At 46.5% G+C, this 13,567-nt stretch carries 7 protein-coding genes and 1 riboswitch; all 7 genes read right to left on the bottom strand.

All coding sequences use genetic code 11. The annotated features are described in order from the left end of the window. Positions 1 to 210 precede the first annotated feature (210 nt). The 7 genes from M2108_RS09250 to M2108_RS09220 all read right to left on the bottom strand — a co-directional run bounded on the left by M2108_RS09250 (position 211) and on the right by M2108_RS09220 (position 13,470). Positions 211 to 1,464, bottom strand: a complete 1,254-nt coding sequence (locus M2108_RS09250; protein ID WP_277468812.1) for a mechanosensitive ion channel family protein — start codon at positions 1,462 to 1,464, stop codon at positions 211 to 213. A 370-nt stretch (positions 1,465 to 1,834) separates the two neighbouring features. Next, entirely contained in the window at positions 1,835 to 7,087 is a 5,253-nt protein-coding gene (locus M2108_RS09245) for a rhamnogalacturonan lyase family protein (RefSeq protein ID WP_280776982.1), read from the bottom strand. Positions 7,088 to 7,618: 531 nt separating this feature from the next. Beyond that, positions 7,619 to 8,536, bottom strand: coding sequence for a VOC family protein (locus tag M2108_RS09240; RefSeq protein ID WP_277468810.1), 918 nt, complete (start codon positions 8,534 to 8,536; stop codon positions 7,619 to 7,621). A gap of 174 nt (positions 8,537 to 8,710) precedes the next feature. Further along, positions 8,711 to 9,103: a type II toxin-antitoxin system death-on-curing family toxin gene (locus tag M2108_RS09235; RefSeq protein ID WP_277468809.1), complete on the bottom strand. Its 393-nt coding sequence runs from the start codon at positions 9,101 to 9,103 to the stop codon at positions 8,711 to 8,713. Between the two features lies 1 nt (position 9,104). Beyond that, a complete protein-coding gene (locus M2108_RS09230; RefSeq protein WP_277468808.1) occupies positions 9,105 to 9,398 on the bottom strand; it encodes an AbrB/MazE/SpoVT family DNA-binding domain-containing protein in 294 nt (97 codons plus the stop codon). Positions 9,399 to 9,616: 218 nt separating this feature from the next. Further along, positions 9,617 to 12,517: an EAL domain-containing protein gene (locus tag M2108_RS09225; protein ID WP_277468999.1), complete on the bottom strand. Its 2,901-nt coding sequence runs from the start codon at positions 12,515 to 12,517 to the stop codon at positions 9,617 to 9,619. Positions 12,518 to 12,595: 78 nt separating this feature from the next. Further along, a riboswitch (cyclic di-GMP riboswitch) is annotated at positions 12,596 to 12,691 on the bottom strand. A 521-nt stretch (positions 12,692 to 13,212) separates the two neighbouring features. Further along, positions 13,213 to 13,470 carry a hypothetical protein gene (locus M2108_RS09220; protein WP_277468998.1) on the bottom strand — a complete coding sequence of 86 codons (258 nt, stop codon included), beginning with the start codon at positions 13,468 to 13,470 and terminating at the stop codon, positions 13,213 to 13,215. Positions 13,471 to 13,567 lie beyond the last annotated feature (97 nt).

Genomic DNA, 13,567 nt, shown 5'->3' with positions numbered 1-13,567 from the left:
CCTGTGTAAGCGGTTGCGAAACAATCATTTACTCATATCGCAATCTGCGATGCGGAATCCTGGCTTAATGATTATTTGACAGGGGGATGATCGTTTGAACCTCCCATTCCAGACTATGGGCGGGCGGGACCACAGCAAAATAACCCCGAAAACTTATCCATCCTTTACTACAAAAAAAGCAGCCGGTTAGGGCTGCTTCTGACTCTTTTCTCAATAGCTCCGCGAGTACTCGGCTTTCTCTTTTAAATGAACAATATCATGGCCCGTAGGATTCTGGAACACCCGCAGCCCGAAGGTAGGGATAACTGCAAAAATATGATCAAAAATATCCGCCTGCACCGACTCATACACTCCCCAGGTGGTATCATTGCTGAATGCGTAGATCTCCAGTGGCAGCCCGTTATCACCCGGCGCCAACTGGCGGACGAGCAGGGTCATATCCTTATGAATTTTTGGATGATTCCGCAGGTATTCCTGAATGTAAGCTCTGAATACGCCGATGTTCGTAAGCTGCCTTCCATTCACATTGCTCTCTATATTGACCTGATGCTCAATATTATAGGCCTTGATCTCGCTTAACTTCGCTGTTACATAGTCACTGAGATAATGGATTTTCTGAAACTCCTCAATCATTTCCCGGGTGCAAAAGCACACGCTGCTCGTATCAATATACACGCTCCGTTTGATACGTCTCCCGCCGGACACCTGCATGCCTCTCCAGTTCCTGAAGGAGTCCGAAATGAGGGCGTAGCTGGGGATCATCGTAATTGTTTTATCAAAATTCATGACCTTTACGGTGTTCAGGGTAATGTCGATGACCTCACCATCCGCATTATATTTGGGCATTTCAATCCAGTCGCCCACCCGCACCATATCATTGGAGGACAGCTGGACACCCGCCACCAGGCCCAGTATGGAATCTTTGAAGATCAGCATCAGAACCGCTGACAACGCGCCCAGCCCGCTGAGAATAATCAACGGATTCTGCCCGATCAGATTTGCGATGACCACAATGGCGCCAATGATGAACAGAATGATTTTGGCAACCTGAATGTAGCCCCTGATCGGTCTGATCTTGGAGACATCAAAGGTACGGTAAATCGCATCAACCGCATCAAGCAGCGCATTCAGCACTGTGATCGTAACGATAATCATATAGGTCATTGCCGCTTTTTCAATCAAAGACTGATATAACGGAAAAATAGAAGCCGAGTAGTAAATAATGAAGGCCGGCGCCAGATGAGACAGCTTGTGGAACACCTTTTTCTCGAGAATAATGTTATCCCACGTATACCGGTTGTTATTGACGATATGGATAATGACGCGCAGCACAAGCTTTTTGACTGCAAAATTAGCCAGTATAGAGAGCAGCGCTATAAAAAGAACCATGATTATATTCGAGAGATAATCTACCATTACCCCGCCGGCACCAAACGCCTCCAGCTGATTTTTAATAAAATTCATAGCTTCCTCCTGACTTCGTGCACTGGCCTATCATTATAAAGGAGAATTTGAGGTTACGCAAAAGTCGGGGATTTAACTTTCAGATTTGTATAATGTAAAAGCTTTGATGTCCCGCCAGCTGACCGGCCCGGGATAAGCACAAAGAGGAAGCATCCGCAAAGCGGTGCTCCCTCTTGTATGTTCAGGCTGATGAATTGGTGAAAATTGCGTAAAAATTTAATTGATATAACGCGGGATTGACCCGATGTTGCTCATATTCTACTCTTCTGACGAGCACTTCGGCACTTTCCTGAGCTTTAACTAAAGCTCTTTAGATGTAAAGAGCCCCGCGGCATTCTCCGCGAGGCTACGTGTAACAGTTATAGCTGTCCTACAGCTCCAGACTCAAATCAAGCACAATATTCAGCATCCGCATAATAATCGTTACCGATTGATCACGGGTAGCAGTGTCGTTCGGTGCGAACTTACCGTTGCCCATACCGGATACGATACCTGCCCTGCTGAGCTGCTCAATGCTGTCTGCAGCCCAATGATTGCTAAGATCAGAGAATTGCGCTGCGCTGGCAGGTGCACTCATATCCAGCACACGGGCCAGAATTGCAGCCATCTCGGCACGGGTAATCTCCTGATTAGGATTGAACTTGCCGTTGCCCGAACCGTTCACGATACCTGCACGTTGTAATGCCGTGATATAGGCATCTGCCCAATGACCCTTAGTGTCAGAGAAGGAGCCTGATCCTCCTGTCGTATCAATGCCCAACGTACGGACGATCATCGCAGTGAATTCAGCCCGGGTTACATGATTTGAACCCTTGAACTCGCCGTTAAGCGTACCTTCGACGATGCCAAGCTGTGAAGCTAACCGGATTGCTTTTGCTGCCCAATGCGTTTGTGGTACGTCAGAGAAGCTGACCGGCTGATTTGCTTGCAGTGCCTGCTGCAGCTTAGCCTTAGTCTGCTCTGCGTTCACAAGAGTGCTCTTTAAAACAGGCTTTTCCGGAGTAGGTGTCTGCACTGCAGAACCGGTACCTGTTCCGGAGCCCGCTGTAGGGCCCGGGGTTGGCGTCGGAGTAACCGGGTTTGATCCCGGATTTGATCCCGGAATAGAGACCTCTTGTGTCGTCACCGTAATCTTCAGCTTCGCAGACTTCCCTGAACTGAACACGAAGGTCAGGATATCACCATTAGACAGTGTTGCCAAATAGCTTCTCTTGATTGTAACCGTCTGTTTGCCATCCGGCGTTACAGCACCCAGGCTGTAGTCGGTCTCAGCAAGGGCAATATCACCCTTTTTAATCCCGGCAAGCGTGTTTCCGTTTAATGTCACCGTTACCGTGAGGTCAGCTCCCGCGTTCGTATAGTACGTTGCCTCTGTTACAGAGAGAACAGAATTCTCAGCCGGGGTAACGTCAACTTCTGCAGTGTAGTAGATCTTAGACACCGGAAGCTCCATGTTCTGAACTTCATCACGGATGTCTTCACCCAGGTAAAAGCTCAAATGCGCCGGCTGGTTGTACATGGCATTCTGCGAGTTAGCAGCCAGGCGATACTGCGGATCATGCATCAGCGTGTAAATTACATTGTCGGTTGGAATATCCGTCGTGTAGATTCTCAGCGCGTTATTGTCATTGGTGCGGACAAGAACCTCATCACGCCAGTCTCCGAAAATATCAGCGATAAGGCTCGGGTTCGCCTTGGTTCCGTTATTGGAATAGGTTCCGGTCAGAGTCTGGAGCGTTGTAAGCTCGCTCTGCCCAGTTGTCACATCATAATTAAATTTCGTGATCGCTGGAGCGGCTGTTGAGTTATAGTTATCAGGCCCGTCAAAGAATTCACTCAGCAGGTCTCCGTCCCAATACAGGATGAAGTTAACCGGCGCCTTATTAGCAACGCCGATACCGCCAACATCAGATGTAATAACCTCACCACTTAGAATATTGTACATAGGTGTCCCTATCGCCCACACCTCAAAGCCCGGTAAAGGAGTTACATTAGCTGCAACGCCGCGTCCAACATCGCCTAAGTTCGCTGAATAGGTCCACACTGCTTCCCCTGTGGAACCGCGAACCAGCGTTACATTGTTTGGCGGACTGGCTTCATGCGGCTGGAAAACATAAATTTCGTTGCTGTCCGGTACCATCGCGGCTACATGCAGCGCGTCACCGTGACCTCCGGCTACTGTACCTCTCGTTCCGTTGGTGCTCCACACAATCGTTCCATCCTGATCGATCGTGATGCCGCCAAGCACAACCTCGTTATAGCCGTCAAAATCCACATCGGCCACCTTAACATTGTGATTGCCCTGATTGTTGCCTGCATTCCAGTCAGCCAGCGTGAACGTCCAGATCTCCACTATTTTACCGTCAATAAACTGGTATGCCGCTACATACTGCGGGCCGTAGTGAGCGCGCACCTCAATAACGGTAGGATAAGGCTCAGCGCCATATTCGCCATTCTTCGGCATATAGGCAACGGCTCCGTTGAAGCGGTCGCTGCGGTTATTGTTGTTATCGCCCCAGTTTGAGCTAATGCTGTACGGTGCAAAATAATCAACGGTATCAACCGGTTTGCCGGTTTCCCCGTTAAACACCGTAAAGGTTTCCGGACCGGACGCAACTCTGCCCAGCGCCGTATTGTTGACCTGATTATCTTTTGCCGGATTCTGAAGGCCGCCTACCCATACGGCTTCCGGGTCACCCAGTACCCAGGCAGGAGTGTCAGTCAGATCATCAATGGTACCGTCCGCTTTAGGAAGATAACCCCTTGTTCCGTCTGCTGTCTTAACTGAAAATTCCGCTTTTCCGTCCTGATCCAGATCATAGAAGTTAAATGCGCTGTGATGGGCGCTGGACACGATGTTGATACCCAGGTTGATTCTCCACAGCAATTTTCCTTCAAGCGTATAGGCATCAAAAATGGTTTCGCCGGTATGCCGGTTTGCAAGACCCGGATCCTGGGCCTGGGACGGATACCATTTTACAAGAATCTCATACTGGCCATCACCGTTAATATCCGCTACAGAGGTGTCATTGGCTGTGTAGGTAATCGGGTCGGCACTAGATGCCGCACCGTAAGCCAGAGCCGGGTTAGGACGATCAGCCGGTCTCTGAAGCGGAATATCAACATAATTGTTAGCCCACGCTGTTGCAGGCTTGCTCATCGCGCCAGTGTTTATAGTCTCTACTTCGTATCTGTCTCCGGTTTTACCGCCTGCATCCACATAATCCAGCACAGTAACTGGTGACGTGTTAATCTTGTCGCCGTTTCTGTAGACATTAAAGGTTAAGCTTTTGTTGTATTCAGAGGACAGCAGACGCCATGTTACAAGCACACCTTTGCCGCTGTTCACCGGAACGGCTACCACGCCTCTGTCCAGCCACTCCATTGAGATCGGCTCCGCAGTAACCTTGTCTTTATGCCGGTTCTCGATGTACAGCTTCGCCTTTAATCCCATTCTGTTAACTGCTACGTCAGGAACACTGGTAAGCGTCCCGGCATAGGAAAATATGCCCTGTTTATCTGCCTTATAAACCAGATCTGCAGCCGCTGTAGACCATGGGGCTTCTGTTAAAGCCCAGGTTACGCCTACCTCGGCAGTAGTGCCGTCCGCAAGCTTAACCTTAACCGTTGCCGGCAGATCAAGCCCTGCCTCGTCAGTCACATCCCCGATGTATACAGTCTTGAACCAGCTCTGCAAGGTATTGCTGTCCGCTGTTGCCGGAAGTTCCGGCAAGAACTCATACGGCAGCACTTCTACTATGGTGTCTGCTGAAAGCTGCTTCGTAAAGAAATACAAATTATCTACGCCATTATCAACTACACCTACGTTATTCCCGCCGGCGCGCTCACCTGTAAGAACGAACGAGCTGATCTGGCTGCCCTCAAAAGGAATCGTAAGTACAGACGGCACAGCGCCGGCAGTATCTCTTGGAACAAGGGACACCGTAGCGAGCATCGTATCAAAATCAAACTCTACGCCTACCTTATACCATACATTCACATCGTTATAAGTAAAAGCGTGGTAACGGTCACTGCTCCAGAAGTTGGCCGGATTGGGTCCGGTCGGCCCTGGCAGGCTCCCTGCAAACGCACCTATTGTTCTTGCCCCGTTATACGTACCTGTTCTTAAGCTAAGCAGAACGTTAGAACCGTCCTGGAAGCTCAGGTTAAACGTATTCTGCAAGGTGGTAACCGCCGGAACCTTCCAGTCCAGATTAACATATACCTTACTTCCGGAAACGGCGTGAGGTAAGTCTCCCTTACCGCCGCGGTTTCCGGAACCGGAGGCGTCAAACCGGAAATAATTATTAACCTGAGGAGCTTCTTCTCTGGCAAGCGTGTGGTAGGTACCACCTGCAAATATCCATAGCGGAGCTGCCCCGCCAGCGGCAAAGTTACTCCCGAATTCCTGTGTGTACCCCTCCGCTAACAGTACAGAAAAGTCAGGAGCCGGCTCAGTAACGGAAGGAACATGCTTTACATTAATCTGCACGCTGTCCTTAATAGACCCGTCCATAGTGGACACAGCCGTAAGAGTGGCCTCGCCGGCACTAACTGCGGTAACTGTTACACTTTTGTCCGGATTTACTGCTATCGCAGCAATCTTCTCGTCACTGATTGACCATGTAAACGTCCGGTCCGTTGCATTAATAGGCATTACAACCGCGCTGAATGTGGCCGAATGCTTATCGGCAAGAGAACCTTCCCCATATTCCAGACTGGCAACGGAAGCCGGAGATATTGTTAACTCGCCCGGGTTAATAACCGGTTTAACGCCTCCGGTCGAAGCTGCCTTGAACAGGATATTGTCAACGCGCATACCATAGGTATCTTCATTCCAGTCCACACCTGTAACCGCGTTAAATCTTGCCCAGTTCTGTCCGCTTGCCCGGCTTGCACCGATGCTCAGGCTGGTCAGTTTATCGGAGCCTATGGCTAGCGGCTGCGGCGTAGTGTATACCCTTGATCCTCCGTCAGTAACGCTGATTGATGCCACTTGAGCCAGGAGATCAAGGCTCAGGGTCGCTGAAAGTTTGGTCAGTCGCGGCACGCCTGTTAGCGCAGTAACAGACGCTCCTGTTGCCGGAGCATTAGCCGCATTCATATTGCCGGCATAATAGGATATGGTCGCCGGTGAGTCCGCATTTGTCCCGCCTCCGGCAGTCCGCAGCGTTACCACTTGATCCGTACCGTCATTAAGACGGACATCAAGCGAGTTGGCACTTGGACGGGTAATATCAGCCCACCAGTCAAAGGATACTTCAACCTGATCTTTGCCGGTAAGGTCATACTCACCGCTGTTTAAGGGAAGAGTCCACCAGTAGCTGGCTTGTTTGGCCTCATTTGAATCTGTATCAGATGGAGGCTGAACGCGGAGTGCCTTGTTAGATTCATAAACTGCTACCGTTACAGAACCGGAGCCGGTAGCTGCCGGAGCGCCGGTTACAGTGCCTGTTAACTCGCCATCTTCAAAATCGAGTACATCGCCCACTTGTGTCAAAGCGGCAGCTGCAGTTGCGTTACCGCCGCCTTCCGGCGCACCCGAAACCGCAGAGGGCATCAGCATAAATGCCATAGAAACAGTGAGAACTACAGACACGTACTTTTTGAGCTTGCTCTTCAATACCTTCACTCCTCGTCGTAAAATCATGAAGCTGCCAAGTCCTGCTGAAAAAGCTTGCTCTCCGGTCCTTCATAATTAAGCGCTTTCAATGTGAAATAGTAAAATGAAGCGCTCTCTTTATTCCGTTCACCTCGCTTCTCTTAGCATCTAATAGACCGAATCCAGATCTTCTTGCATCAGCAAAGATATGTCAGATTGTAAGCCTTTACAGATTCCCTTGTAAATCATGGCTACTGATTTCTATAGTCATTTTTGATTTTGTGTCAAAAGTGAATGATAAAAGCATAATACAATCAATTTTAACGAATATTTAGGATGTTTTCTGAAGTGAACCGTGACTAGTCTCCCCCTTAACCACTTCCACTGATGCTTATTATCTTAAATTGGACTTTTTAGATCGTTTGCTACTATTTTGAATTTCCGTTAAAACTGTTCCGGCACACCAAAAAAGCGGTAAGAGTTCTACCTCCCGCCGCTTTTCTAGCACTACTATAATCATATTCCCTCCGGCAAAGGAAGGGAACTATGCTCTCACCCGCCCTTATAAGCCTCTTGCAATGCTGCAATATCGAACTTCTTCATCTGCAAAAAAGCCTTCGTAACCCGCTCCATTTGCTCAGGTGTTCCTTTTGCTAGCAGCTCATCCAGCGCAGAAGGTACAATCTGCCACGACACGCCAAACTTATCTTTCAGCCAGCCGCACTGTTCAGCCTCCGGAACGGCAGACAGCTTCTCCCAGTAGTGATCAATCTCCTCTTGCGAATCGCATGTCACCATAAAGGAGATCGCCTCGTTGAAGCTGAATTTATGCTCATGCGCACTGTCCATTGCGGTGAACCACTGATTCTCCAGCATGAAGTCAGCGAACATAATGGTTCCTTCCTGGTCAGGCTCCAAGCCTTTGGGATAGCGGGCAATCGTTCCCTGCCGCGAGTTACCAAATACGGATAAATAGAGAGACATCGCCTCCTCCGCCTTACCGCACTGATCACCCACAAACAAAAACGACGGAATGATAGCCGGCCGCTCCTCGCCCTCCGGATTCGTAAGCATCAGCTGCCAGGACACGCCAAACTTATCCTGAATCCAGCCGTACCGCTCACTGAACGGATATTTATCAAGCGGCATTAATGCTTGTCCGCCTTCAGATAATTTGTTCCAGACCTCATCTATTCTCTCAGCTGCATCCTTATCGCGTGACGGATCAAAATTAACGAAGAAAGACACGGACGGATTTAACTTAAAATGCGGCCCTGCACTGATCGCCATAAACTTCTGTCCCCATATTTCAAAAGAAACCTGATCACAGTCACCAGACGGTGTATCACGAATTGTCGTAACACTTGTCACTTTAGATTTGGGGAAAACAGAGGCGTAAAAATTAGCGGCTTCTACCGCTTCTTTGTCATACCATATGTGAGGCACAATTGTTTGTTTTGCGTTGGTCACAGGTCATTCCTCCTCAGTCAGCTTTATTATACACAAAATTTTAGGAAAATAAACGATTTTACGAACATATGCACGTATATTTGAGGAGTTTCTGATATGATCAATGAAAAACACCCTCGCAATTTAGCGTGAGTGCTTAGAGTTAAACCGTTGGTTTCAAACCAATCCTATATATTATTGCTCTTCCGAGTATTCTTTCAAAATATGAGCCGTCATTTCTAAGGGATGCAACCCCTTTGCTATATTTACCACAAACTCCACTGCAAGCTTTCGCTCCATCCTAAAATGGTATCCATTAAGGAGTAAGAATGACTTAGTAACGAGATAAGCCGTACGCTTATTACCATTGTGAAAACAGTGATTTTTAACCAGAGAATCCAATAAAGCTGCAGCTTTATTGAATAAAGTTGGGTAAGCATCCTCTCCAAAAATACTTTGCTGTGGCCTATGTACTGCAGATTCAAGCAAGCCATGATCTTTCACTCCTGCTTGATCTGCATCATTCATTCTTTTCATTATAAAATAGTGTGCTGAAATGACCTCTTCTTTGGTAAGGAAGGTAACCATATCAGCGATCCCTCAGGTCTTCCAGAATTCCCGAATCTTCCTCATACACATCGTAAAATGCCTCCAGCACCTCAGGCCGAACCTGGGCAGGCAGATGACCGATTCGTACTTTTTTTAATACCACTTCGCCATGGGCATTTTCAATAAACTCGATTTCATCGCCTTGCGAAACATCCAACTTTTCCGCCAAGGCTTTTGGCAAGCTTACTCCCAAGCTATTCCCCATTCGCCCTATTTTACGGGAATAACGGGTCACCTTCGGTTTCTCCTTCGTCACTTTGACCACACCATTCATTTTGTCTTTTCCTCCTATAGTATGATCCCAATACCTTGAATTATAACTTGTAACTTATAACTTATAACAGTATTAATAGTTATAACGTATATATATTTTATCAGAATCGTATAAAAAAAACCACCTTCTCAGGTGGTCTTTCTTTTTAGTTCGTATGGAGCCGAGGGGAGGCGGTCCCTTATCCGAAGATAACGGCACATAAGTTTCTACGAGTGTAGTCACGGATTTGATGTCACCCGAGTATCGGCACCCACTTGTAAGAAATTCCTTACCTCTTCACATTGTACCGGCTTGCTTATTAAATATCCCTGGACATCATCACACTCCAATTCACGCAGCAAGTTCAATTGTTCCTCCGTTTCGACGCCTTCCGCGACAACTTTTAAACCGATGCTATGTGCGATGAAAATGATAGCTTTCACAATGGACACATCATTCGATTGGCTCTGAATGTTACGAACGAAGGACTGATCAATTTTAAGGAAATCGATTGGGTAGTTCACAAGATAGTTCAATGAAGAATACCCAGTGCCAAAATCATCAATGGAGATCTTAACACCTAACTTTCTTATCTCCTGTAAAGTGGAGAGTACCTGTTCTTCATTGTTCATACTTATATTTTCAGTAATCTCCAGCTCCAAGTATCTTGGATCAAGCTGGGTCTCGTTCAAGATGCCAGCGATGGTCCGAACCAGATCCTTATCCTTGAATTGCCTTACGGATAGATTAACGGAGACACAGACTGGCTTGTAGCCCTCATTCTGCCAAGCTTTATTTTGCGAACAAGCTGTCCGTAGCACCCATTCTCCAATGGGGCTAATCAGTCCGCTTTCTTCGGCAATCGGTATAAATTCCGCGGGGCCAATCATGCCCTGAACTGGATGGCGCCATCGAATCAGAGCCTCTATTCCGATAATTTGGCCTGTCTTCAATTCCATCCGGGGCTGATAGAATAGTTCAAACTCATGATTATCTAAAGCTTTATGAAGCATAGTCTCCAAGCTCATCTGGTTTGACAATGATGTATTAAGCTTCCCCTCATAGAAACTGTAACCATTACGCCCTGCCTTTTTAACCATGTACATCGCTTGATCAGCGTTCTTAATAAGTTCCATCTCACTGTCTCCATCCCTTGGAAAGAGGCTGATACCGATACTTGGTGTGGTATACACCTCGTGATCACTTATCGAAATGGGCATCTTAAATGCCGCAAGAACAGCTTGGGCAATTTGTTCCGATTGTTCACGGGTCACATTGGGAAGTAAGGCGATGAATTCATCTCCACCCATTCTTGAGAGGATCGCATCCTGACCAAGACATTCTTGAACCCTCACAACAACCAGCTTTAAAAACTGATCGCCATTTGTATGACCGAACGTATCATTTACCATCTTAAATCGATCGAGATCGATGAACAGGACTGCGGCTGTGTGACCATGGCCACCGGCTTCCTCCAAGTAAGCCTGTAATCGTTGTTTAAAGTAGACTCTATTGGGTAAGCCGGTCAAGCTGTCGTAATAGGCGAGGAGTTGAATCTCAGCAAACATGCTTTGAAGTCTGATGGCCGTATCCTTGCTGTTAGATATAAGCGTATTAATTTCTTGTATAAAGCTGCCTTTCCAGTTCACGATCTGGTTCTGGGCTATTTTCTCAGGTAAATTGGTGGTCGTGTAGGTTAAAAGCTTAATCGGTCGAACAATGATTCCACTGATTACATTAGAAATGAAAATAAATATCAACCCACAGGCCAATAAAATACTGAATATTTTTATGTAGTAGCTATACAAGCGGTCACGATAGGGGGCAATCGGTGTCTCGACAATAACACTCCAATCACCCATTTGCGGAATTGTCATGATCTTGAAATAGGAGGATTCTCCCCATCTGTTCATTGGATTTCTGATAGCATCCGGGAACCAGTGATACAAACCGCCAATTATTTCACTTACTTCGCCCCTTTCTGCCCAGTTATACGGGTTCATAACGGCTAGATCATCACGAGTACTCGCAATAACCTTGTTATTCCGATCGACGATTGTGACATTCATTAGTCTGTTATTCGCCAGCTTTTTTAACTCCGTTGTAACATAGTTAAGATTTAGAGCACCTACGGCCGCCCCTGTAAATTCGCCGCTAATCATAATAGGGTAGCCCACAACCACAATGGGTTCGTTAACGCCACCTCTTCCAAGAAACACATCGGAAACAACGAATTGGTGTTTTTCTCTCATATATTCAAAATAAGGCCGATCCGAGAAGCTTAAGCCAATCATTGACTTTCCTTTGTCATTCAGTAACGGAGAGAACAGCTTTGTAACCCCGTTGCGATCAGCAATGTATGAAGTAATAAAATCCGGATATAACGCCAGTAGATAGGTCATTTGGCGCTGCAACGAATCCATCTCTTCCATCCTATTCTCAGCCGCGGCCATCGATAAAGTATTCATTGCGGCAACATGAACTTTTCCCCACTCTGTGAGATCATCGCGGATGATAGCGGAATCTCGTTCAGTCTCTGACTTTATTTTTTCATTCATGTTGCGATACTGTTCATGGCCGATCATCACCGTCACTAGAAGTAAAGTTATAAAGGTAAGTGTGACAAATATGTTGAAAAGCACATCATGAAGAGAGCTCGACATTTTGCGTTTTTGGAATGATGGCCATTTAATAAGAGGCAGATAAGTAAAAATCAAACTGGAAATTAATACATTTAAAATACCATTTACGGCATCCTTAAGCACAATTAGCAGGGAAGCGGTAAAATTCATATCAAGGGCATAACGATAGAATACCCATATGAGAGGCATCCCTAAAATCATCCAATATAGGCTATCAATAAGAACAATCCTTTTCCCTCTATAGAAGACGCCGACAAATAAAGTTTCCAGCACAAAAACAAGCATAGCGTAAGGATGATTCCAGAGATACAACGTGTAACCATTTACAATAGCCGATGCTACTAAAGCCCATTTAAGACCATATATCCGCAATATCAAAAAGGTGAATATACTACCGAAGATAAAATTGACACCCAGCAATAGGGATAGGCTGAGCATATTACCTAGTAGTCCAAAAACAATCAGAGCTATAATAAATACAATCGACTTATTAAACATACTCACTGTTCCCCCACCTTATGAATCAGGCCCATTGCAACAAAAAACCTCTCCCGAAAAGGAGAGGTTTTCCTTGCCTTCGGTAACTGGCTGGCATAACATATCCAAATTGGAAATGTGATAGCCCCTGTAGTTTTGCGACCCCGTTTTTCAACGAGTGTGCCCTATTATTATTGAATTATCTGAAAGACAATACATTATTCGACATTAATCTACAAGCTGACACTAATTATAGTTTATACTGCTGGGTGTTACAACCAATTTCTACATTTCTGTATGGCATCGTTCATATCAACTTATAACAAGTAGGAGCAAAACGAAAAAGACACCTGTACAGGTGTCTTTATTGATACTCCTTATGGAGCCGAGGCGTGGACATGCAGAGCAACAATTCGGCGGGGGTTACTGCTGGAACTGTACGAAATAGCCGTTTAGCAAACGTTAGTTTTCAATTGCATTTCTCTAGTATCAATCACAGCCCCTGCTTGTTTCAAGAAGTTAAAACCAAGAACCCCCCCCTTATAATATCAACGACATCATTTCCTTCAGGAACCATACCAATCTCCTGCACGATGTCCGCGTTCAAAATTGTACTGGCAGAGCCTGTGTCAAGCAATACCTTCTCCAGCTTTAACTCTCTCCCCTAAACACAACTGTCATGCTTACGAAGGGAAGTCCATAGATTTCCGTTATGTTCATCTTGGCCCTCTGATCCCCACATATCGTTCTCGCGCTACAACCTCAGGACGGGAGGTGTGAAAGAAACAATACTCTCTGTGAGGGTCTTCCTGGTGCAGTTCACTATACCGCTTCAATGCTTTGGTAGAGTCCTCATAGGAGTCGATCGCAGACATCTCTTCAATAAAACGCTGGCCTTCCTTAGAATAGGCCTTAGTCGCCTCTAGAACGACCCATTCATTAGGGAAACGCTCCTGAACTTCATCCCATCGCATCTTGGACACACCTCCGGTTAAATAATTACTATTATTCTAGCATATCGGGTGTTTTCTTCTAAACCAGAGTCAGACCTCCGCCTGACCTCTGAAGCTC

This window comes from Paenibacillus sp. PastM-3 (assembly GCF_029893965.1).
Classification (GTDB): Bacteria; Bacillota; Bacilli; order Paenibacillales; family Paenibacillaceae; genus Paenibacillus_AQ.
This window is presented reverse-complemented; position numbering and strand designations above follow the sequence as displayed.

Coding starts and splice junctions, on each gene's coding strand:
- M2108_RS09220 (WP_277468998.1), bottom strand. CDS start 13,470: ATGCGATGGGATGAAGTTCAGGAGCGTTTCCCTAATGAATGGGTCGTT.
- M2108_RS09235 (WP_277468809.1), bottom strand. CDS start 9,103: ATGGTTACCTTCCTTACCAAAGAAGAGGTCATTTCAGCACACTATTTT.
- M2108_RS09230 (WP_277468808.1), bottom strand. CDS start 9,398: ATGAATGGTGTGGTCAAAGTGACGAAGGAGAAACCGAAGGTGACCCGT.
- M2108_RS09250 (WP_277468812.1), bottom strand. CDS start 1,464: ATGAATTTTATTAAAAATCAGCTGGAGGCGTTTGGTGCCGGCGGGGTA.
- M2108_RS09225 (WP_277468999.1), bottom strand. CDS start 12,517: ATGTTTAATAAGTCGATTGTATTTATTATAGCTCTGATTGTTTTTGGA.